This is a genomic window from Parapedobacter sp. 2B3, from assembly GCF_041925275.1.
Taxonomy (GTDB): domain Bacteria; phylum Bacteroidota; class Bacteroidia; order Sphingobacteriales; family Sphingobacteriaceae; genus Parapedobacter; species Parapedobacter pyrenivorans_A.
This window is the reverse complement of sequence record NZ_JBHEUZ010000010.1, coordinates 131,346-151,660: the sequence shown is the minus strand read 5'-3', so window position 1 is coordinate 151,660 and position 20,315 is coordinate 131,346. Positions and strand designations below refer to the sequence as shown.

General features: G+C 49.3%; 20 protein-coding genes and 1 tRNA gene. 16 read left to right on the top strand and 5 right to left on the bottom strand.

What is annotated here, in order from left to right:
- Window positions 1-55: 55 nt before the first annotated feature.
- Window positions 56-865, top strand: coding sequence for an alpha/beta hydrolase (locus ACEVG1_RS12925; RefSeq protein ID WP_374744107.1), 810 nt, complete (start codon window positions 56-58; stop codon window positions 863-865).
- Here ACEVG1_RS12925 and ACEVG1_RS12920 read toward each other — a convergent pair.
- On the bottom strand, window positions 843-2,078 hold the full coding sequence (locus tag ACEVG1_RS12920) for an MFS transporter (protein ID WP_374744106.1): 1,236 nt from the start codon (window positions 2,076-2,078) through the stop codon (window positions 843-845). The two genes, ACEVG1_RS12925 and ACEVG1_RS12920, sit on opposite strands and share 23 nt — an antisense overlap.
- A 409-nt stretch (window positions 2,079-2,487) precedes the next feature.
- Between ACEVG1_RS12920 and ACEVG1_RS12915 the strand changes: the two genes are divergently transcribed.
- On the top strand, window positions 2,488-4,464 hold the full coding sequence (locus tag ACEVG1_RS12915) for a M13 family metallopeptidase (RefSeq protein ID WP_374744105.1): 1,977 nt from the start codon (window positions 2,488-2,490) through the stop codon (window positions 4,462-4,464).
- Between the two features lie 72 nt (window positions 4,465-4,536).
- Here the strand turns inward: ACEVG1_RS12915 and xth are convergent, their stop codons facing one another.
- A complete protein-coding gene (gene xth, locus ACEVG1_RS12910) occupies window positions 4,537-5,310 on the bottom strand; it encodes an exodeoxyribonuclease III (protein WP_374744103.1) in 774 nt (257 codons plus the stop codon).
- 175 nt (window positions 5,311-5,485) lie between these two features.
- On the opposite strand from xth, the gene ACEVG1_RS12905 reads away from it, so the two are divergent.
- The 12 genes from ACEVG1_RS12905 (at window position 5,486) to rlmB (ending at window position 12,895) form a co-directional block, all read left to right on the top strand.
- Window positions 5,486-5,848 carry a hypothetical protein gene (locus ACEVG1_RS12905; RefSeq protein ID WP_374744102.1) on the top strand — a complete coding sequence of 121 codons (363 nt, stop codon included), beginning with the start codon at window positions 5,486-5,488 and terminating at the stop codon, window positions 5,846-5,848.
- A gap of 58 nt (window positions 5,849-5,906) precedes the next feature.
- Window positions 5,907-5,982 (top strand) — tRNA-Lys (locus tag ACEVG1_RS12900).
- A gap of 642 nt (window positions 5,983-6,624) precedes the next feature.
- The gene (locus ACEVG1_RS12895) at window positions 6,625-6,765 is read left to right on the top strand and encodes a hypothetical protein (RefSeq protein WP_374744101.1); all 141 of its coding nucleotides are present in this window, start codon (window positions 6,625-6,627) and stop codon (window positions 6,763-6,765) included.
- The gene (locus ACEVG1_RS12890; protein WP_374744099.1) at window positions 6,762-7,019 is read left to right on the top strand and encodes a PIN domain-containing protein; all 258 of its coding nucleotides are present in this window, start codon (window positions 6,762-6,764) and stop codon (window positions 7,017-7,019) included. The genes ACEVG1_RS12895 and ACEVG1_RS12890 overlap by 4 nt, the downstream gene beginning before the upstream one ends.
- A 279-nt stretch (window positions 7,020-7,298) precedes the next feature.
- Window positions 7,299-7,652 (top strand): iron chaperone, encoded by a 354-nt coding sequence (locus ACEVG1_RS12885; RefSeq protein ID WP_374744098.1) that lies wholly within the window; start codon window positions 7,299-7,301, stop codon window positions 7,650-7,652.
- Window positions 7,653-7,760: 108 nt separating this feature from the next.
- Entirely contained in the window at window positions 7,761-8,783 is a 1,023-nt protein-coding gene (locus ACEVG1_RS12880; protein ID WP_374744097.1) for a phosphotriesterase, read from the top strand.
- A 28-nt stretch (window positions 8,784-8,811) separates the two neighbouring features.
- The gene (locus tag ACEVG1_RS12875; protein ID WP_374744096.1) at window positions 8,812-9,168 is read left to right on the top strand and encodes a hypothetical protein; all 357 of its coding nucleotides are present in this window, start codon (window positions 8,812-8,814) and stop codon (window positions 9,166-9,168) included.
- Between the two features lie 66 nt (window positions 9,169-9,234).
- Window positions 9,235-9,462, top strand: a complete 228-nt coding sequence (locus ACEVG1_RS12870) for a hypothetical protein (protein ID WP_374744095.1) — start codon at window positions 9,235-9,237, stop codon at window positions 9,460-9,462.
- Between the two features lie 5 nt (window positions 9,463-9,467).
- Window positions 9,468-10,646: a sugar MFS transporter gene (locus ACEVG1_RS12865; RefSeq protein WP_374744094.1), complete on the top strand. Its 1,179-nt coding sequence runs from the start codon at window positions 9,468-9,470 to the stop codon at window positions 10,644-10,646.
- Window positions 10,647-10,757: 111 nt separating this feature from the next.
- Window positions 10,758-11,558 (top strand): hypothetical protein, encoded by an 801-nt coding sequence (locus ACEVG1_RS12860; protein ID WP_374744093.1) that lies wholly within the window; start codon window positions 10,758-10,760, stop codon window positions 11,556-11,558.
- Window positions 11,559-11,590: 32 nt separating this feature from the next.
- Window positions 11,591-12,058 (top strand): VOC family protein, encoded by a 468-nt coding sequence (locus ACEVG1_RS12855; protein ID WP_374744092.1) that lies wholly within the window; start codon window positions 11,591-11,593, stop codon window positions 12,056-12,058.
- A gap of 51 nt (window positions 12,059-12,109) precedes the next feature.
- Entirely contained in the window at window positions 12,110-12,895 is a 786-nt protein-coding gene (gene rlmB / locus ACEVG1_RS12850) for a 23S rRNA (guanosine(2251)-2'-O)-methyltransferase RlmB (RefSeq protein ID WP_374744091.1), read from the top strand.
- Here the strand turns inward: rlmB and ACEVG1_RS12845 are convergent.
- Window positions 12,888-12,989, bottom strand: coding sequence for a 30S ribosomal protein THX (locus ACEVG1_RS12845; protein ID WP_374744165.1), 102 nt, complete (start codon window positions 12,987-12,989; stop codon window positions 12,888-12,890). The genes rlmB and ACEVG1_RS12845 overlap by 8 nt on opposite strands.
- Window positions 12,990-13,294: 305 nt before the next feature.
- On the opposite strand from ACEVG1_RS12845, the gene ACEVG1_RS12840 reads away from it, so the two are divergent.
- Window positions 13,295-13,735, top strand: a complete 441-nt coding sequence (locus ACEVG1_RS12840; RefSeq protein ID WP_374744089.1) for a hypothetical protein — start codon at window positions 13,295-13,297, stop codon at window positions 13,733-13,735.
- Here ACEVG1_RS12840 and ACEVG1_RS12835 read toward each other — a convergent pair.
- Window positions 13,712-13,999, bottom strand: coding sequence for an RNA polymerase alpha subunit C-terminal domain-containing protein (locus tag ACEVG1_RS12835; protein ID WP_374744087.1), 288 nt, complete (start codon window positions 13,997-13,999; stop codon window positions 13,712-13,714). The two genes, ACEVG1_RS12840 and ACEVG1_RS12835, sit on opposite strands and share 24 nt — an antisense overlap.
- 14 nt (window positions 14,000-14,013) lie before the next feature.
- Window positions 14,014-17,577 carry a chromosome segregation protein SMC gene (smc, locus tag ACEVG1_RS12830; RefSeq protein WP_374744086.1) on the bottom strand — a complete coding sequence of 1,188 codons (3,564 nt, stop codon included), beginning with the start codon at window positions 17,575-17,577 and terminating at the stop codon, window positions 14,014-14,016.
- A 226-nt stretch (window positions 17,578-17,803) separates the two neighbouring features.
- On the opposite strand from smc, the gene ACEVG1_RS12825 reads away from it, so the two are divergent.
- Window positions 17,804-20,308: a DUF1549 domain-containing protein gene (locus ACEVG1_RS12825; RefSeq protein WP_374744085.1), complete on the top strand. Its 2,505-nt coding sequence runs from the start codon at window positions 17,804-17,806 to the stop codon at window positions 20,306-20,308.
- Window positions 20,309-20,315 lie beyond the last annotated feature (7 nt).

Here is a 20,315-nt window from a genome sequence, read left to right as displayed (position 1 = left end):
TTGCCTCAAACAATGACAATATACAATAACAAACCCTTGATTTAACGTAAAGGTGATGAAAAATATGCTATTATTTGCCGTATCGGCACTTTGCATGGTTGGTGCGCGTGCTGCCGGTGTGGATACCGTATCCGTATGGAGCGCAGCGATGAACAAAGCGGTTAATTCGGTGATCATTACGCCGGAAACCTATGCCCAAAAGGATTCCTTTCCGGTGGTATACCTACTGCACGGCTACAGCGGCAACTATGCCGATTGGGTCAACAAAGCACCTGTGGTCAAAGACCTTGCCGATCGGTATGGATTGATTATCGTTTGTCCGGACGGTGGCCATGGCAGTTGGTACTGGGATAGTCCGGTTGACAGCACATTCCGCTACGAGACGTTCGTGTCGGACGAACTGGTGACGTGGGTTGATGGCCAGTATAAGACCATCCCGAACCGAACCGGGCGCGCCATCACGGGACTTAGCATGGGGGGGCACGGTGCGCTTTATCTGGCCATGAAGCATGTGGATGTCTACGGCGCCGCAGGTAGCACGGCAGGGGGTGTGGATATCCGTCCGTTTCCGCTCAACTGGGATATGGCTAAGCGACTGGGGAGCTATGCTGCTTATCCGGAGCGGTGGGAAAGCCACACAGTGATCAACCTGATCCATCACCTCACGCCCGATGCACTGGCGCTTGTCATCGATTGCGGAACAAGCGATTTCTTTTACGGCGTGAATGAGCAACTGCACCGCAAGTTACTCGACCGTAATATTCCGCATACCTATATCACCGGCCCCGGCGCCCACAATTGGGAGTATTGGCAACGTTCTATTGCCTACCAGTTGCTGTATTTCAATTCGTTCTTTTCTCTTTAGTCCCCAACCGCATCAATACGGGTACGAAAAATGATACGATACCAATAAGACCGATTACGCCGCCCAACATCACAAAGGTCACACTGATGCCAATCGTGTCTGCTAAAAAACCGGTGCTCAGCAAACCGATCATAGAGGGTAGCAACGCAATGCTGAAATACATGGAAAACACGCGGCCGAGCATGGCAGGATTTATCCGTTCCTGCAGCACGGTCGTAAAAGACGCATTATAAATCGAAGCGGCTAGGCCCCCCAAAACGGTGAGGGCCACGAAAAAGATGAATCCCGTTGCCGGCAATAGACCCGAGGCCGCCAAGCTTACACCCAATAGGATGTGCATGCTGTTGATAATGATGACCTTGTTCAGCGTAGGCTTGAAGATACCCAATAGTCCACCGCCAACGAGCATCCCGATACCCCAAACAACCTCGATGATACTCATCTCGAACTTCCCACCACCAAAGTGTTGCAGCGTGAGCAACGGAAACAAAACCGCCACGGGCATGATACAGAAAGTGGCGAGGATGGAAAACCCGAAAAGCCAAGATATGCCCCTGTTTGATGTAACGGCATTGATACCCATGGCGAGGTCGCGCAGCACTTGTCCGATCCCGGCGGTTTGTTCGGTCGTCGCTTTTTCAGGATTGGGGATGTGTACCAGTAGGAGGGAAGCGATGGCAAACACAGCTCCGCCGATATCAAGCAACAATACATACCCGATGTCCATCAGTCCGATGGCCAACGCACCGAGTGCGGGGCCGGCTATGCTGGATACCGACTGGATGACCTGGTTGATGCCTCCAATGCGGAGTAGTTCAGACTTGGGTGCCAACAATGGCACGGAGGCCTGCATGGCCGGCATGTGGAATGCCGATCCCACTGACCGTAGGGCTAACAAGATGTAGATGAACATCAGTTCGGAGTATCCGAGATAAAACAGCACGGACATCACCCCGGTGCAGGCGGCGATGAAGCCGTCTGCAAGGATCATGGTGCGCTTTCGGTCCCAGCGATCGATGAATACACCTGCAAAAGGGCCGATAATGGTTTGCGGCAGGAAAGCAGCGATGGCCGCAAAGGCCAGTACTTCGGCCGAACCCGTTTCGAGGCTCAGCCAAATGATGATGGCGAAATTGACGGCAGAACTGCTCAACAGCGACACAAATTGGCCGGTCCAGATAATGGCAAAAGTTCTTTTCCATGTAGTCGTCATGGCGAGGAGATAAGTTTTGGGATTCTCCGCGGTCGCAGCTTTGCATGGTGCGGAGAACAACAGTTAATAAGACGTGGGTAATCGCGGAATGTTTCGTAGCTGGCCCTTGGGGCTCATGCCCTGTGCCTGTAGTACAAGGCGCTGTTGGAATAAACCAATTTCATCGGAGTAATGTGTTGTTTCGGCTCAAAGATAGCTTAATTTTTTATTCGAAAATAATTATTCATTCAGCTCCTTGCTTTCAGTGGTATGCATGAATGCTTCACAATTTGTTCGTTAACGGTTTTATTTTCTATGTAACGTTTTGTTTATCTCCGCGTGATTTATTTATGCTACTGGCAGATATTTTTTAAGTTCGCCTCATCAAAAAGATTTGCACATGAAGTATTGTTTGAACCTAGTAATCGCTATGGCGGTTATCACAACCGCTATGGCACAGCAGCGCCATCAGGGAATCCATCTCGGTTATATGGATAACACCGTTCGGCCGCAAGATGATTTCTATAATTATGTGAATGGAAACTGGATGAAAACAGTCGATATCCCATCGGACAAGGCCCGTTGGGGAAGTTTCGATGAATTGCGGGAAAACACGGATGTCGCTACCCTCGAAATCCTGAAAGCCACCTTGGCACAGCAGCACGCAAAAGGTACGGATGGCCAAAAGATTGCCGACCTGTATCGATCGTATATTGACTTCGATGCGCGCGACAAAGCGGGTATAGACCCGATAAAGCCGTTGCTCCAACAGGTGGATGCTATACAGGATTTCGACGACCTTTATAATTACCTTGTAGAAACAGCCCCTATTGGCGGTAATCCATTCTTCGGTGCGAGCGTATCCGCTCATATGAAGAATAGCCGTATGAATACCGTGTACCTGGGTTCCGCAAGCCTCGGGTTGGGGCGGGCCTACTATCAAAAGGAAGATGAAGCGAATGCAAAGACTCTTGCCGACTACAATGATTACATCAACCGTCTGTTCCCGAAAATCGGCCAGCGTACACGGGATCTGAAAGGCCCCGCGATTATCGCTTTTGAAAAGGAATTGGCGAGCCATATGCTTACGGTTGAAGAAGGCCGTAATGCATCACTAAAGTACAACCCCATGGCCGTTGCCGACCTGAAAGGACTGGTAAAGAACTTCGATCTGGCCCGATACCTTACGGACTTGGGTTTCCATACAGATTCGGTTATCATCAGTGAGATAAGGTACTACCAGGCACTTGATGAGGTGCTGAAACCAGCGAATTTGGCTGTTATCAAAGATTTCCTCCATTTCCATATTGCCAACGGCGCTGCCACCAGCCTAACGCAAGAGTTGGATGAGCTGAGTTTCGATTTTTGGGGCCGGACACTCCGCGGCCAGCAGGAACAGCGTGCATTGGATAAACGCGGGCAGGAATTTGTAAACCATATCGCGGGCGAAGTGCTCGGTAAGTTGTATGTAGAGCGATATTTTCCTGCCGAAGCCAAGCAAGCTGCCGAAGAGATGGTAAATTACCTAATCCGTTCGTTTGAACAACACATTGGGCAGTTAGCGTGGATGTCGGACGCGACCAAGGAAAAGGCGTTGGCTAAGTTGGCCCGGTTCGAAGTGAAGATTGGCTATCCGGATAAGTGGAAAGACTATTCGAGTTTGGACGTGGGGGCGTCGTTGTTCGGAAATGTACTTAATGCACGGCGTTGGCGGTTCGAAGAGAACCGTGCCAAGCAAGGCAAACCGGTAGACAAGACCGAGTGGGGCATGACACCCCAAACGGTGAATGCGTATTACAGCCCACTTCGTAATGAAATCGTATTTCCGGCTGCGATCCTGCAATCACCTTTTTATGATTATAGAGTTGATGCGGCAGTCAATTTCGGGGGCATCGGTGCGGTGATCGGCCATGAATTGTCGCATGGATTTGACGATAGCGGCTCACAATACGATGGCAATGGCAACCTAAACAATTGGTGGACGGACGAAGACCGTGCCCAGTTTGACAAGGCTACGGATGCGTTGGTGCAGCAGTTCGAGGCATATGAACCTGTACCCGGTGTATACGTGAACGGCCGTTTCACGTTGGGCGAAAACATCGGCGATCTTGGTGGCGTCTCTGTAGCTTACGATGCACTCCGACTATACCTGAAGGAGAAGGGAGATCCGGGCACGATTGATGGATTTACTCAACAGCAGCGATTTTTCCTTTCCTGGGCAACTATATGGCGCACGAAAACAACCGAGCAGTTCGTCGTGAACCAAGTGAAGACCGATCCGCATTCGCCGGCTCAATACCGCGCGGTGGGACCACTGGTAAATGTCGAAGGGTTTTACGAAGCGTTTGATATAAAAAACGGCGATAAGCTGTACCTGCCGAAAGAGAAGCGCATCGTTATTTGGTAAGCGTGAGATTTACTCTGTTGCCCTAGCCTCTGATGCGGTCACCAGGCAGGACTTTAAACGACGTTTATTTTCTTACGTTTCCACCTCAATCCATACCGGTGCATGGTCGCTGGTCTTTTCCCACCCGCGCACATCGCGGTCTACGCCGGCCGAATGCAGTCGCGGAGCCACTGCCGGGCTTAACAGGAAGTGGTCTATGCGCAAACCGGCGTCACGGCCGAAAGCGTTGCGGAAGTAATCCCAATAGGTGTAAACTGTTTCGTCGGGATAGATTTGCCGTATCGCGTCGGTCCAGCCCTGCGCTATCAGTGCCTCGAACGCCGCACGTGTTTCCGGTCGGAAGAGGGCGTCGTTTACCCACCGTTCGGGTCGATACACGTCGGCTTCCGTAGGGATAACATTGAAATCGCCGGTCAATATCGCCGGGTCGCCTTGGTCGAGCAGCATTTGCGCGTGGCTAAGCAGGCGGTTCATCCAGCTGAGTTTATAATCGAATTTCGGTCCGGGGGCCGGGTTGCCGTTGGGAAGGTATAGGCAACCGACCAATACACCGTTTATTTTGGCTTCGATATAACGGCTATGGGCATCTTCGGGGTCGCCGGGCAGCACGCGACAGGTTTCTTCCGGCAGTCCTACCCGGGAAAGGATGGCTACTCCGTTCCAGCTCTTCTGGCCGTGCCAAATGGATTGATAACCTACGTCTAGCAGTGCCGACTCGGGGAAATTCTCTTGAATGGCCTTAAGCTCCTGCAGGCACACCACATCGGGTTTCGATTCTTCCAGCCATCGCAATACCACGGGCAGCCGCGCGTTGATGCTGTTTACATTGTACGTAGCAATCTTCATACAGCAAACTTAGCTAAAATATTGATTCCTTAATCTTATTTTTAAGGCATCAATGAGATCGCTTCGCTCCCCGTATTGACGGTAAATTTCCGTACATTTGCTTTTACCGCGCCGGATTACGCCACGAGCGACACCGGTTGATTGTTTGTACATACAGCATAAAGTGAAACAGGAGATGACAGTCAAAAACTCGTCAGACACATCTTATTTGCCGGTGGCATGGGAGTATCGTGAAGTGATAGAAGAGGCTATGGAGAAGAAAACAACTGGCAAAATCTTCTATTTCTGCCACGAAGGCAGCGTCTGCGAGGCGACAGGGAGCGTGATATCGATGGAAGAAATTGCGAAGAAAGGGCTCTACGTCCTATTGGATGGGGGCTTGGACATACGGGTAGACCGCATCATTACGCTTTTTGGAAAACCCGGTGCTGCCTATGACGAATACAGTGCATATGCGAATGCATGTATGGATTGCCTGGGCGGATATGACGCAGACGAGCTGCCTGGACCCAGTGGAAAAAGAAGCCATACCCCGTGATAAATTTTGTATATAAACGCAAATTTTTCTAAATTTGCACCCCCAGAAGATAATACCAGACTCCGTAGCTCAGCTGGTAGAGCAACTGACTCTTAATCAGTGGGTCGACAGTTCGAACCTGTCCGGGGTCACCACAACAAAAAAGCCGTTTTTCTGCACGAGGAAGCGGCTTTTTTACGTTTTTAAGAGCAGATTAGAGACATCTGCGCTTGCCGAATCGGATCCACCGAAACGGTGTGATTTACATAGTTTTTTGTTGAACTTCACGCAAAACCGTTACAAATACGTTACGGAAACTTTGTGTGGTAATTGAAAAATTATGGCAACCGTAAGCGCCAAGGTGTTTGAACACCACAAGAAAACCGATGGAACGTACAACGTCAAAATCTATATCCAGGCATCATCCGACCGAAATGGCTGGCACCATTCGAACCGTAGTATCCAACTCGTACCCTGGCCGCACCCACAAAAAGCCAAACTTGTCCCGGAACATCCCGGCTCCGTTGTCGCAGGTCTGTACCGGGGGAGGAAAAAGCGTGGCAACTCAATTTTTCTTATGACGGATTATAGAACAGGCAGAAATGGAAATTGCAGAGCGGAACAGGCTAATTAAACTAATTGAAAAAGATTTTTGATTATCTTTGTTATAATTTGAAAAGGAGGAAAAGATGAAAACAGCAGACTTAAATACAACCTTGATTGACAGCTATTATACATTGCTGAAAAGTCTTAGTCCCAACAATAAATAGGAACTTATCGCCCGACTTTCAAAGTCGATGAAGACAACTAAAAAGAAAGAGAAAGAAGTTTCCCTTGAATCTTTATACGGTTCTTGGGAATCAGACCAAACCGCAGATGAATTAATTGCAGAACTTAAAGCCGCGAGAAACTTTACCCGTAAACGTGAAGAATCGTGAGAAAATTCTTACTCGACACCAATATTTGTATCTATTTCATCAAAGGGCAATTTGACCTGCATCGTAAAATCACGGCGGTTGGTGAAGAAAATTGTCTTTTGTCCGAGGTAACGATAGCCGAACTTAAATACGGCATTGAAAATAGTGTACAGAAAGAAAAGAATCGAAAAAACATCGAAGCGTTTATTGCTAAATTCGATATTCTTCCCATTTTTCCTGTTCTCGACATTTACGCAAAGAAAAAGCCCGACTGAAAACCAAGGGCAGGAGTTAGATGATTTTGACTTGCTTATAGGTACAACAGCCATTTTCAACAACCTTACTTTGGTGACAAAAAACGTAAGTGATTTTGACAGACTTGACGGAATTGTTATCGAAGATTGGACAACGGAATGATAACCACACGCACCTGGCGTATACCTTGAGCATGCCCGAAGTATCCCCTGAGCGTTAGGCGAGATGCGTAACAAAATAAACCGATTTCAAATCAGGAAATAGTTGTACATTCAAGGGGTATAAATACCATACTCGCTATGAATAAATTAAGCAACGTCGATGAATACATCAACAGTTTCCCACAAGGAATCAAAGTGATATTGGAGCAAATCCGGCAGACCGTCAGGCAAAAGTCGCCCGATGCTGTTGAATCCATCAGCTACGGCATGCCTGCTTACAAGCTAAACGGCAAACCGCTGGTCTATTTTGCAGGTTACAAAAACCATATCGGATTTTATGCCACGCCAACAGGGCATTCCGAGTTTGCAGAGGAGTTAGCAACATACAAACAAGGCAAAGGGTCGGTGCAATTCCCCTTGAATAACCCCATGCCGCTGGATTTAATTAGCCGGATCGTCGCATTTCGCGTGAGGGAGACCTTGGAAAAATAAAACACACACATGATCAGTATCCAACGCACCGATTCTAACCATTCGGATTTCATTAAATTAGTAGCTGCCTTAAATGCCGATCTTGGTGTTTTTTAAATTTTTTTAAAAATGAATCGAAAAGATTTTCTCCGTTCTACCCTGTTCCTATGGGCCCCAGTAATCATTCCATTTGGTAGCAAGGGCGTACCTGATTTCGAGGATGGTTATGTTATGACTGTCAATGGCCCCGTGTCAACACGGGATATCGGGTTCACCCTTTCGCATGAACACATCATGGTAGACTTTATTGGGGCTGAGGAGGTAACACCTGCCCGCTACGACGCTGATGATGTGTTTGTTAAATCACTACCACACCTAAAACAGGCGGGTGAACTGGGGTGCAAGACGTTGGTAGAATGTACACCTGCGTGGTTAGGCCGCGATGTGCTGTTAATGCGGCGACTCGCTATCGCAAGCGGCCTCCATATCATCACCAACACGGGATATTATGGCGCTTCTGCAGAAAAGTTTCTACCGATACATGCTTACAGTGAATCTGCTGAGCAACTCGCCGCGCGTTGGATAGAAGAATGGAAAGAAGGAATCAACGGCTCTGGTATCAAACCTGGTTTCATTAAAATAGGTGTCGATGGTTATCCGCTTTCCGCCGTACAACGCAAATTGGTAGCGGCCGCTGCGCTGACCCACCTGGAAACCGGTTTAACCATCGGCATTCACACCGGTAGCGGAGCGGCAGCACAAGAGGAGCTACACATCCTCAAAAACATGGGGGTAGCACCTGAAGCTTGGATTTGGATTCATGCTCAAAATGAGTTGAATAGTGCCACACATATAAACATGGCTAAAGAAGGTGCATGGGTATCGTTTGATGGATTAAGTGACCAATCCATCGATACCTATATCCAATTCCTTACCAATATGAAAACCGCAAACATGCTGCACAAGGTATTGGTTTCGCATGATGCTGGATGGTACCATGTGGGTGAGCCAGATGGAGGGAATTACCGCCCGTATCATACTGTCTTTACAGCACTTATCCCAGCATTGAGGAAAAGCGGATTCTCAGATGCCGAGATCAGCCTGATATTCATAAAAAATCCTGCCCATGCATTGGCTGTAAGGATACGGTAGCACAGCCCGCACACAGCCACTGGAAGAATTGTTAACACCCAAAATCGCTGCATCGGATACCACCAAGAGCTTGCACGCTAACTATTACACCCTGCTTAGCGCGCGTATCAACGTCAACCCAATGACACGGGGTGCCAGCATGGGGCGTGAGAGCAAAGTTCATTTAACCACCGCGCTTGCGCAGGCTCCCGACAACCCTCGTGCTCTTTATGTACGTGGTATGGGTATTTTCTATACGCCGGCAGTTTTTGGTGGTGGAAAAAAGAAAGCGAAACCATTCCTCGAACGTGCGAGGGAAATCTTCGATGCCTCCATCGACTTCGTCCCATTGGATCCCCATTGGGGCCGACGTGAAACCGCAGCATTGCTGGCTACCTATAAATAGCGTATTTTTCTTACCTTTGTCCGCCGCGAGCACACTGCCGTTGGAGATGAATACCATTGATATTGTATGAAGTCTGTCCAAGAACTCGAAGATTTCTTCCGTATGCATCCGGTACCTGAAGGTACGATGCTTAATGCAGCAACCGTCATCACCGAACCTGATAAATATTTGGAGGTCAACCTCGACGTCATCCGGGATTGGCCGCGAGATTTAAATAAATGCCCGAGCTACTGGCACCTCTGCCAGTTGGCAGCCATCATTTCGGGTACGGAGCAGGCTGAGGGGACCCGATGAAGCCTATGATGAAGAAGGGGCTACTGCTCGTTGTAATTTACTTGGCGTTTATTAGTCTGGGCCTCCCTGATTCCTTACTAGGCCCCGCGTGGCCAACGATGTATATCGATTTAGCCGTACCCATCCATTTTGCAGGCATCATTTCGATGATCGTAGCCGGTGGAACCGTGATTTCCAGTTTGTTTAGCGCGAGGCTGATTGCCCGTTTGGGCGTGGCCTCGGTAACCACTGGCAGCGTCTTGATGACTGCCTTGGCGTTGGTGGGCTTTTCGTTTTCACACCACTTCATTTTCCTCTGCCTGCTTGCCATCCCCTTGGGCTTGGGTGCGGGTTGCGTGGATGCTGCCCTCAATAATTACGTGGCCCTGCACTACAAAGCTAAACACATGAATTGGCTGCACTGCTTTTGGGGTGTGGGGGCGGCGATTGGTCCAATCATCATGGCCCGGCAGTTGGCAAACGGCGAATCATGGAATAGCGGATATTTCGCGGTAGGTTCGATCCAGATGGCTCTGGTGTTGGTTTTGCTCCTGTCAATTCCGCTTTGGATACGCAGATCAGCGACCCTTCCTGGAGATCACGGTGACACCAAAGCGGGGTTTAAGACATTGCTGCGTATCGCAGGTTTGAAACAGGCACTTGTGGTATTCTTTTGCTATTGTTCGGTCGAGGCGACGTTTGGGTTGTGGGGGGCCAGCTACCTGGTCTTTGCTCGGCATCTGGAGCCGGAGACCGCTGCAAGGTTGGTCTCCATCTACTATGTGGGCATCACAGTGGGGCGGTTCGCTTCTGGCTTTATCGCCGGGCACCTTACGAACAAGCAATTGGTATATTTGGGGCAGGGGATTATCGTGCTTGGACTCCTCGTTCTGTTGTTGCCGTTTGATGCCGCCTTGCTCCCAGGCTTCCTGTTGATTGGCCTGGGATGTGCGCCCATTTTCCCGAGCCTATTGCATGAAACACCACGGAATTTTGGCGAAAAGCATGCGCAGGCCATTATGGGCATGCAAATGGCCAGCGCGTATATTGGTATTACGTTGATGCCATTGTTGTTTGGAAAATTAGCTTCTTACGTAGACTATTCATTTTTACTCGGATTCATTGCGCTTATGTTGGCGCTACAAATCGTTATGACCTATAACCTTAACCGTAGCGTCTCCACCAAGAAGGCGATGCCCGATTGATAGCGCCGGGTCACGAGGTCGGTGGTCCGATTTTTGACCGGAACTGATTTTCTTCCTATCTTGGGCGCTGAGAAGACTCAATAGTTGGATTTTATTACAAACATACATATTATGCGGAACGGTTTGTTGACCCTAACATGCCTGGTATCGATGGTTTGGAGTAGCTTCGCGCAGGAGCAACCGGACCACGCTAAATACGAGCTCATTCGGGAAACCATCAATTTTTTGGCTACCGATAAAGCCGTCTCCCGAGATACGGCCTTCCAGGTTTCGTGTGAAGCATTGGACTACGGTTGTTTCGGACAGCAGCTAGCCGGCAACCCCATAGCGGGTATTGAACCGTGGTATAATCGATGGCGGTCTGTTGCTGTGAAGGACAACGACGGTTTAAAGGCGTTACGGGACCGTATTTTCGCCGACATCTTTGAACGACCGGGCAAAGGGTATAGAAAACAATTGGCCGGCTACGAAGGGTACGTTTCGCGCACCGCAGCATTGATTGCACCTCCGACGGAAAATCTGCCGCCTGAAGATATTGCCGAAGACATCAGTTTGGCGCCAATGGCGGACCAAACCGGCATACAGACCATATACCCCGAACAACTACCTGATCAGATTGATAACCCCGAAAAAGAGAACACCATGATTGCTTACGTCGCTTTCGTCATTGGCCTCATTGCATTGGTCATTGCAGCCTTGCCTTTTATCAAGAAAAAAGAACCTAACCAGCCCAACGATTTCGATGGATTGGAAGAACTGCACCGTCGCCTAGATGGAATCGCATTGCGCATGAAGAACCTCGAACAGAAAATCAGTGATGCGCAGATGGCTGAAGCGGTAACCCACTTGACCGAAATCATGGAGTCCGTGGAAAAGCGGGTAGTGGAGCTGGAAGGTCGCATCAGCGAGTAGGTAAAATAAATTAATTTAGCTAAGTTTGATGGATGAAACGATCGATAATCCTGTATACGCTGATCGCCGTATGCCTCGTCGGGTATGCTACCCGTAATTATGCGCAAGAGAGAAAAACTGGGTTCAACCATGTGGCCTTATCTGTTTATGACCTTCAGAAAAGTGCTTCTTTTTATGAGAACGTACTGCAGCTCGATACCATACCCGAGCCATTTAAGATTGGTAAACATAAGTGGTTCAAAATCGGCCCGGGCTTATCACTCCACTTAATCAAAGACGCAACCGAAATCATTGCGCACCGCCGGAATACGCATATATGCTTCAGCGTGGCCTCCATAGACCAAATGACGGCCCGGCTTAAGGAGTTCGGTGTGAAGTACTACAATGCGCAGCAGGAACCGGATAAGGTGGGCACACGGGTAGATGGCGTACATCAACTGTATATCCAAGACCCTGATGGGTATTGGATAGAGATTAACGACGAACGAATGGAGTTGTAAAAATTGCAACTGGTTACAACTATACGTAACTTCGCGGGCAAATAATAACATATGCAGCAGCAAAGGCAGTGGCGGGGGAGCCCCGAAAAGCGTGAAACCAACCAACAGGTATATGGTATCCGCGCTGTGATGGAAGCTATCGACGGCGGAAAGGAAATCGAGTCGCTTTTTATACAGCGGGGTTTGTCAGGGCCGCTTTTCCAAGAGCTGAAACAGCTACTGCGGCAATATGATATCAGTTACCAACAGGTGCCGGTAGAAAAGCTCAACCGGATGACGCGCAAAAACCACCAGGGTGTAATTGGTGTTATCTCGCCCATTACCTATCAGCGGGCCGAAGACGTGGTGCCCGTCTTGTATGAAAAGGGCGAAGTACCCTTGCTGCTCATACTCGATGGCATTACAGATGTACGCAATTTAGGCGCAATTGCCCGGACAGCGGAGTGCGTGGGTGCACACGCGCTCATCGTGCCAAAAAAAGGCTCGGCCGAAATCAACCCCGACGCTATCAAAACGTCTGCTGGTGCATTATTTAAAATCAGTGTTTGCCGCGAAGACAACTTATCGCACACGGTACGTTTCCTGCAGGAATCGGGCATTCAAGTAGTAGCCTGTACCGAAAAAACCAATGATAGTATCTATGGACTGGATTATTCCGGTCCGATTGCTTTTATCTTAGGTTCCGAAGAACGGGGGATTACCGACGAACTGATTCGTCTAGCCGACCAATTGGCACGTATCCCCATGGCAGGCACTATTGCATCGCTCAACGTGTCCGTATCCGGCGGTGTCGTGCTTTACGAAGCGCTTCGGCAGCGCCTGGCAGCCGTTAACTAGCACGCCTTCTTCCGCTTTTTGCCGGCTGTCTTCTTCGGCCGTACGTGCCGTTCACAATTTTATCACGTTTGGTTTTCTTATCTCCTTTTCCCAAGTTGATTACGTCAGTTGTCAAACCATGATGAAATCGGCTTGCCGGAAAATGTAAAAACGAGTATGATAAATACGGTGGGTAAAACCGAGAAATGTAATGCTGTTTTGATCAAAGGGTAGTTTTATTCGCATTAACTAAAAGTTAATGTTGTTCGTGATTTTATTGTTTATCAGTGTGTTACTTATTCAATCTAATGTTTTTATGTATATAGATGTCGAACCTATGGCTTCGTTCGTACAGAGTGAAATGTCGTATTGGGCTACGGGGATTAGAAAAGGCAGCAATTAAGGTTATCTTCGCATGCAATGGAAAAACAATATCTGCTTGATGGGCTGCCGGTACAGGTAACGTTTGCGGATGGCTTGGTGCGTATTGTCAATGACCAGCCGTTCAAACAGGCTGTGACTGGGCAGCCCGAGGGAAACACAACGGCACTCGTTGCGAAAATTAAGTCCGACTACAAGGCGTCTTTTGGCAACGGTCTTGCTATAGGCGACGATTCCTTTGTTATGGAAATATTGGGACACCTTTATTTTGATTACTTATTGCTGAGATATAAGAGCTTGCTTAGGTTTATCTGTGTGTTTGGTTTATATGATAGATTTTGTCGCTCCTGTAGGGTAATTGATTGCGGTGAGCGTGGTAAAGATCCCAATCGGTGGTTGTGGAATAAACTGGTACCTTTTCAGAAGCTATTGGCCAGGCGATTGGGCAATGTCCGATTATCCCGGTTTACGGAAGGTTAGTCCCAACTGTTCCAGTGCGTTTTGAAGTTTTGGAAGCGAAGCCGGACCCATGCCGTGCAGTGCCAGTATCTCTTTTTCACTATAGGTTGAGAGTGCTTCTACCGTTGTGATCCCTGCGTGCTCCAGTGCACGGCGGGCAGGTGCACTTAAGGTGGAAAATAAACCCGGTTTTGGTGTCTTCGATGCCTCACAGACCGGGCAGACCGGACAATCGCTGCTTTTGTAGTATTGGTGGCCTTCAGAGCATGTTCTCAATGATTTCATCGCTTATTATTAGATCAGGCCACTTCCCGCATATCCACAGCGACAACACGGGAGATTCCCTGTTCAACCATGGTAACCCCATAGATGATATCGGTGCTAGCAATCGTCCGTTTATTATGCGATACGATAATGAATTGTGAGTGGTCGGAGAAGTTGCGGATAATGTTATTGAACTTGTCGATGTTCGTGTCATCCAAAGGTGCGTCGACTTCGTCGAAAATACAGAACGGTGCGGGTTTTAGGAGGTACAAAGCGAATAGTAGTGCCGTTGAAGTCAATGTTTTCTCGCCCCCGGATAGCTGATTGATAGACAACGGGCGTTTCCCTTTGGGCCGCGCTATGATGTCGATATCGGATTCCAGTGGGCTCTCGGGATTGGTAAGGATGAGATCGCACGTATCTTCCTCGTTGAATAGGGAGCGGAACACCGTGATGAAGTTTTCGCGTACTCGCGTAAAGGAGGCCATGAATTTCTCGCGTGCGGTATCGTCGATTTCCTGAATGGTTTCCAGTAATGAATTCTTTGCATCGAGCAAATCCTGTTTCTCCTTGATGATGAATGTGTAGCGTTCATTCATCTCCTTGTATGCCTCTATCGCCATCGGGTTGATGCTACCGAAGTCGTCCAACTGCCGCCGCAACTTGTCCGTTTTTTGACGTAATGTGTCCTCGTCGTCCTGTTGCGCCGCGTCGGCGTCGGTGTCTTCCTCCGCGGTCGGTGCGAGGTCGTTGATGTCGATGGAAAACTCAACAGCCAATCGTTCTTTCAGTGCATTGAGATCGAGTTTCAAGGTTGTTTTCTTGTCGCGGAGTTCGTCGAACAGAAAGTCTATTTGCTCTTTCTGCCGGCGTAACTGCGTAACCTGTTCTTCCGTTTCATTGATTTTACCACGAGACGTGTAGTAGTCTTCCTCTATCTCCTGTAGGCCTTTTTCGTAGGCTTCCTTCTGGGCGTACATGGCCATGAGATCCTCGTCCGAGTTATCAACATGCTGTAGTGTGTCTTTGATAGCCGTCTGCACCTGTTCATATTCCGCAGCATTTTTGGTAATCCGGCTTTCGTAAGTGTCCCGTAGGTTTTCGCGGTATTCCAGGTCTTTCGTGATACTTGCTACCGCATTTTGCTGCTGGTGGAAACGGATGTTCTCTTGGTTGAATACCGACGATTTATCGGTCAGTAGGTCAGCTAGTTCTTGGTAGGCAAACTGCATTTCCTGCAGTGCAACACCACTACTTACTTTCGTTGCATTCAGTGCCTCGAGCCGAGGTTCGGCCGCGCGGAGGTCGGCTGCAATGCCCGCCATTTTCTGCTCGATATCCTGTTCCCGGTTCCGGCTGTTGGTTATAAAGGCCTCGTATTGTTCTTGTTTGGTTTTTACCGACACCAGCTCGCTGTTCAGCCGGTTGAGTTGGCGGCCAAGCTCTTCCATATCGTTTTTCTTGGAGCTGTTCTTCAATGTGGCTAGCCGCTGGGTCGCTTCGTCAAGCGCTGCCTGTTGTTTGGCGATGTACTGGCCGAGTGATTTGATGTCTTTGGCCAGGTTTTCCAGGTTTTTTGCACGGCCGATGCGCTTACCTTCGAATAGCCCCACTGAGCCGCCAGACAGGCCCAATCGGTTCTTGCTGAATTTACCGTTTTTATGCAGCACGACAACCGCATCACCGGGCAATTCGCTATCCAACGCCCGCTCATCTTCCGTATTTAGTAAGTATACGTTATGCAATAATATACGGCAAAGGGGTAGGTAACGTTCCTCCACACTGATGATATCCAATGCCGGGATGAGTTGCTCGTCGGCCTGCTGTACCAATATGACATCGGCGGACTCTTTGATGGCATCGAGCACGAAAAAATTGGCCCTGCCGCGTACGGCATCGCTAAGCAACCGGATGGCTTGGACCGCTTCGCCGGGCCGTTGTACCACATAGTGGTTCATATAGGGTTCCAAGTAGTTTTCAATGGCAACCCGGTATTCCTCTTTGCAAAAGAGAATATCTGAAAACAGCGGGTACTGGTTTTTCCAACCTGCATTTTTACGTAAAAAACGTATCGACTCGGGGAAACCTTCCAAGTTATCTACCAGCGATTTCGTGAGGTTGTATTCATTCTGCTTGGCATCGAGCTGCCGGTTGTCGCGCATAAGCTCCTCATTGAGCGATTGGATGGCGGCTTCTGTGCTGGCCACCTGTTCCTGAAGAGTGGTTTCGGCATCGGCTGCGGCGTTGTAGGCCTGCTGTACTGCTTCTGTTTGCCCTTCGAGGTCGGCAACCAACGTATTGAACTGATCAAGCTCAGCGGCTTTGGACTCCACATCGCTTACATTGCGCAAACTTTCTTGTTCGAGCGCATCGTGCTGGATACGTAATACGGCGATTTCCTTTTCGAGTTTATAGCTTTCGTTCTGCTCGTCGCTATGCTGCCGTGCCGCGCTGTCGAGCTTTTGTTTGGCTGCATGTTGTTGACCGCGCAATTCGCCTACTTCGGCCCGCTGGTTTTCTAACGTGGCTGTAACAACATAGAGCTTTTGTTGCGCTTCGATGTATTCCTCGTTGAGGCGCTTAATGTTGTACAACACGTGGTTGAGCTGCTGCCGGTCTTGTGTGAGCTCACCACTGATGCGTGTTTCTTTATCCTGCAGGTTCCGGAGCTGCTCATTTTTGACCTTTTTATCGCTTTCGTATGCCCTTATCTTAGCCACGTATTCGTTGGTGGTGCGTTGCTGAGCAGCCAGGTTCTTCTCTTTGACCAGGCTCTCTTGTTTGAGCTGCTGGATGAGTGCTTCCAATTTAGCGATTTCGGTGCTGATACGCATTTGCTCAGCACGGTGGTCAAGTTCTTGGGCATCAAGCGTGGCCAATGAGGCATTGAAGTGACTGATTCGATAGGTGGCTAGTGCGATACTGAGTGTTTTGTATTGTTCCTTCAACCGGTAATATCGTTCGGCTTTCTTGGCTTGGCTCTCTAGCGTCTTGAGGTTTTTTTCAATTTCAAACAGCAGGTCGTCCACCCGCTCCAGATCGTTCTCTGTATCCCTTAGTTTGTTGAGTGTTTGTTTTTTACGTACTTTATATTTAGAGATACCTGACGCTTCTTCAAAAAGCATCCGACGTGAGTTCTCCTTATTATTGATGATCTCGTCAATCATCTTTAATTCGATGATCGAATAGGTGTCGGCTCCGATGCCGGTGTCTAGGAATAAATCAGTGATGTCCTTGAGGCGGCATTTTACATCGTTGAGTCGGTATTCGCTTTCGCCGCTGCGGTAAAGTTTCCGGGTGATGGTAACTTGGGAGAACTCGGTGGGTAGGATGTTCTTCGTGTTGTCGAACGAAAGTGACACTTCGGCCAGATTGGCGGCTTTGCGGCTTTTCGTTCCATTGAAGATGATATTCTCCATCTTTTCCGAGCGCAATATGCGTGTGCTTTGCTCGCCCAACACCCAGCGGATAGCATCTACCACATTGGATTTTCCGCAACCATTTGGCCCAACGATAGCGGTAACACCTTCGTTGAAATGAATGGTGATCTTGTCTCCAAAACTTTTAAAACCCTTTATTTCGAGCTTAGTGAGTTGCATCTACGCCACGGTTCCTTTGTTCTTCCTGTGCGAATTTAAGAAATTGGTTTGATTTTTTTACCTAACGATAGCCAACGCCGAGCAACCCATTCATGTCACTAGTAATTTCATGCATTACACGATGCGGAAATCGGGCATATTTGGGTGCGGGCAGGAAGGTACAGGATACTTCCGCAGGATATTTTGCGTTCTTTAGTAGGCGATAAATGTTTTTATAAACCACTCGATGATTAAACAGACTTTACCTGTGGAACGGCGGTTGCCGATAACGGTTTGTGTTTTTTTTTTACAGCTTCTTGCCCTGGCGGCATATGCACAGCCTGAGGCGCCGGCGAGCGAACCCGCGGACATATGGTGGGGCTGGGAATTTGTAGGGCGGATGCATCCTATGCTTGTGCATTTTCCGGTATCGCTGTTATTGATTGCCGCTGTGATGGAGTTGTTAACCTTCCGTCGCTTCCAGTCGCAACTGCGCGCCGGTATCAATTGGCTTGTTTTCATCGGGAGTTTAAGTGCCGTCATCGCTGCGTCATGTGGCTGGTTATTGGCCTGGACCGGCGAATATGGTGGCGACACATTCTATGCCCATCAATGGTCCGGAACCGCCACCGCGGTGCTAGGTGCGTTGGCTGGATTATTACTGTGGGCAGTGGTCCGTAAAAAACGACTGGCTTTTATCAAGGCATACCAAGTTACCTTGCTTCTTTCTTCCGTGGGCGTATTCCTTGCCGGTCACTACGGTGGGTCCCTTACCCATGGTCAAGATTACCTGCTGGGCGTTACACCCTGGGGGGGCGAAGACGAACGGATGGCGGCTGCTTTGGGTGGCACGCCAACCACGGTAGCATGGCAGTCGTTCGCCCAGCTCGACACCTTGGACGAACAGCAAGAAACCCAGCTGAACATGGCCGTCCGCACCGTGCTGGCGCACCGCTGCTTCCAATGCCACAGCAGCGACAAGACTGAAGGGAAATTACGTCTCGACCAACGGGAGTTTGTATTTCAAGGTGGTGAATCAGGACCCTCAATCCTGCCCGGAGACGTGGATAACAGTGAGTTGATTCGACGCATTACACTGCCAGCGGGGCATAAGGAGGCCATGCCCGGAAAAGGCAAGCCGCTGGATGATAACGAAGTAAATCTGATCAAGGTTTGGGTAGCGAAAGGTGCGCCATGGCCGGAACACATCAAAGGTATTTTCCCTGTGGCGCCGTTGGAACCTCGGCGCCCTGAATTGCCGGCATTAACGAAAGGGTTGGAGAATCCCATTGACCGATGGGTCAATGATTATTTCGAAGGCAATCAGCTCACATGGCCCGACGTGGTAGACGACCGGATATTCCTCCGACGCATATATGCCGACCTGGTTGGATTGCTGCCGACGCCGCAGCAATTACGCGATTTTGAAGAAGACACACGGCCGGATAAGCGGGCACAGGTCGCTGCTGAATTATTAGGCCGCAACGATGACTATGCGATGCATTGGACCACCTTTTGGAATGATTTGCTTCGCAACGATTATACGGGGCCAGGTTATATCACCAACGGCCGCTTCAATATTTCCGACTGGTTATACCGGGCGCTTGTAGACAACAAACCTTATAACCAGTTCGTGAAGGAGCTGCTGAACCCCGATGAATCGTCAAAAGGCTTTATCAAGGGCATTGCATGGCGGGGGGCCGTCAACAGCAGCCAAACTACCGCCATGCAGGCTGCTCAGAACGTGTCACAGGCGTTGCTGGGCGTGAATTTAAAATGTGCTTCTTGCCATGATAGCTTTGTAAGCGACTGGAAACTGGATGACGCGTATGCCTTTGCCAACATCTTTTCCGAAAATCAGCTCGAAATAGCCCGTTGTGATATCCCCACGGGGGAAATGGCCGATACAAGGCTGCTTTGGCCCGAGCTGGGAGACATTACAAAAAACGGATCGGTCGAGGAGAAGTCGCGCGAACTTGCGCAGTTGCTCACACAACCTGAAAATGGACGTCTATACCGCACACTGGTAAACCGGATATGGGCGCAGCTGATGGGACGTGGTATCGTAGCACCCACCGACGAGATGGACAACGAACCGTGGAGCAGGGATCTCTTGGATTGGCTTGCGGTAAATTTTGTGGATAACGCATATGATGTGAAGCATTTGCTTTACCTGATCACCACGTCTAAAACCTACCAGCTTCCCTCTGTAGCCATCGCCGATCCGGCGACGATTAACAACGCTGATTTTGTGTTTACGGGGGTATTGAAAAGGAAGCTTACCGCCGAGCAATATGCGGATGCCATCAGTACGATCGTCCATCCAATGTATCCCACTACGTCTTTGAAGTATAATCCGGAAGGTGATGAAGCATCGTATAAGGAATCCCACCCGTTTGTACGCGCAGCGTTGGTGCAAAACGACCCGTTTCTGACCGCACTTGGCCGCCCTAGCCGCGAGAATATCATTAGCGTTCGCGATGGGCAAGCTACGCTGCTGCAGGCGATGGAGTTGACTAATGGAGCCCTATTGAATGAAACGCTGATAGCCGGTGCGCAGGAGTGGATGGCAACCCATCGGGACAAGGACGGACTGATTACCGCGGTATTCACGCAAAGCCTTGGACGCCAGCCGTCGGAGGATGAACGGCGTGTATCGCATGAAATCTTGGGCCAGCAGATGGATACCACCAGTGTGCAGGATTTGCTATGGTCAGTGGTGTTGTTACCTGAATTTCAATTTATCGAATAATATAGCT

What these genes read in the sequence shown, in the direction of transcription:
- ACEVG1_RS12925 (WP_374744107.1), top strand. Translation starts at nt 56, where the DNA reads ATGAAAAATATGCTATTATTTGCCGTATCGGCACTTTGCATGGTTGGT.
- ACEVG1_RS12920 (WP_374744106.1), bottom strand. Translation starts at nt 2,078, where the DNA reads ATGACGACTACATGGAAAAGAACTTTTGCCATTATCTGGACCGGCCAA.
- ACEVG1_RS12915 (WP_374744105.1), top strand. Translation starts at nt 2,488, where the DNA reads ATGGCGGTTATCACAACCGCTATGGCACAGCAGCGCCATCAGGGAATC.
- xth (WP_374744103.1), bottom strand. Translation starts at nt 5,310, where the DNA reads ATGAAGATTGCTACGTACAATGTAAACAGCATCAACGCGCGGCTGCCC.
- ACEVG1_RS12905 (WP_374744102.1), top strand. Translation starts at nt 5,486, where the DNA reads ATGACAGTCAAAAACTCGTCAGACACATCTTATTTGCCGGTGGCATGG.
- ACEVG1_RS12895 (WP_374744101.1), top strand. Translation starts at nt 6,625, where the DNA reads ATGAAGACAACTAAAAAGAAAGAGAAAGAAGTTTCCCTTGAATCTTTA.
- ACEVG1_RS12885 (WP_374744098.1), top strand. Translation starts at nt 7,299, where the DNA reads ATGAATAAATTAAGCAACGTCGATGAATACATCAACAGTTTCCCACAA.
- ACEVG1_RS12880 (WP_374744097.1), top strand. Translation starts at nt 7,761, where the DNA reads ATGAATCGAAAAGATTTTCTCCGTTCTACCCTGTTCCTATGGGCCCCA.
- ACEVG1_RS12870 (WP_374744095.1), top strand. Translation starts at nt 9,235, where the DNA reads ATGAAGTCTGTCCAAGAACTCGAAGATTTCTTCCGTATGCATCCGGTA.
- ACEVG1_RS12865 (WP_374744094.1), top strand. Translation starts at nt 9,468, where the DNA reads ATGATGAAGAAGGGGCTACTGCTCGTTGTAATTTACTTGGCGTTTATT.
- ACEVG1_RS12860 (WP_374744093.1), top strand. Translation starts at nt 10,758, where the DNA reads ATGCGGAACGGTTTGTTGACCCTAACATGCCTGGTATCGATGGTTTGG.
- ACEVG1_RS12855 (WP_374744092.1), top strand. Translation starts at nt 11,591, where the DNA reads ATGAAACGATCGATAATCCTGTATACGCTGATCGCCGTATGCCTCGTC.
- rlmB (WP_374744091.1), top strand. Translation starts at nt 12,110, where the DNA reads ATGCAGCAGCAAAGGCAGTGGCGGGGGAGCCCCGAAAAGCGTGAAACC.
- ACEVG1_RS12840 (WP_374744089.1), top strand. Translation starts at nt 13,295, where the DNA reads ATGGAAAAACAATATCTGCTTGATGGGCTGCCGGTACAGGTAACGTTT.
- ACEVG1_RS12835 (WP_374744087.1), bottom strand. Translation starts at nt 13,999, where the DNA reads ATGAAATCATTGAGAACATGCTCTGAAGGCCACCAATACTACAAAAGC.
- smc (WP_374744086.1), bottom strand. Translation starts at nt 17,577, where the DNA reads ATGCAACTCACTAAGCTCGAAATAAAGGGTTTTAAAAGTTTTGGAGAC.
- ACEVG1_RS12825 (WP_374744085.1), top strand. Translation starts at nt 17,804, where the DNA reads ATGATTAAACAGACTTTACCTGTGGAACGGCGGTTGCCGATAACGGTT.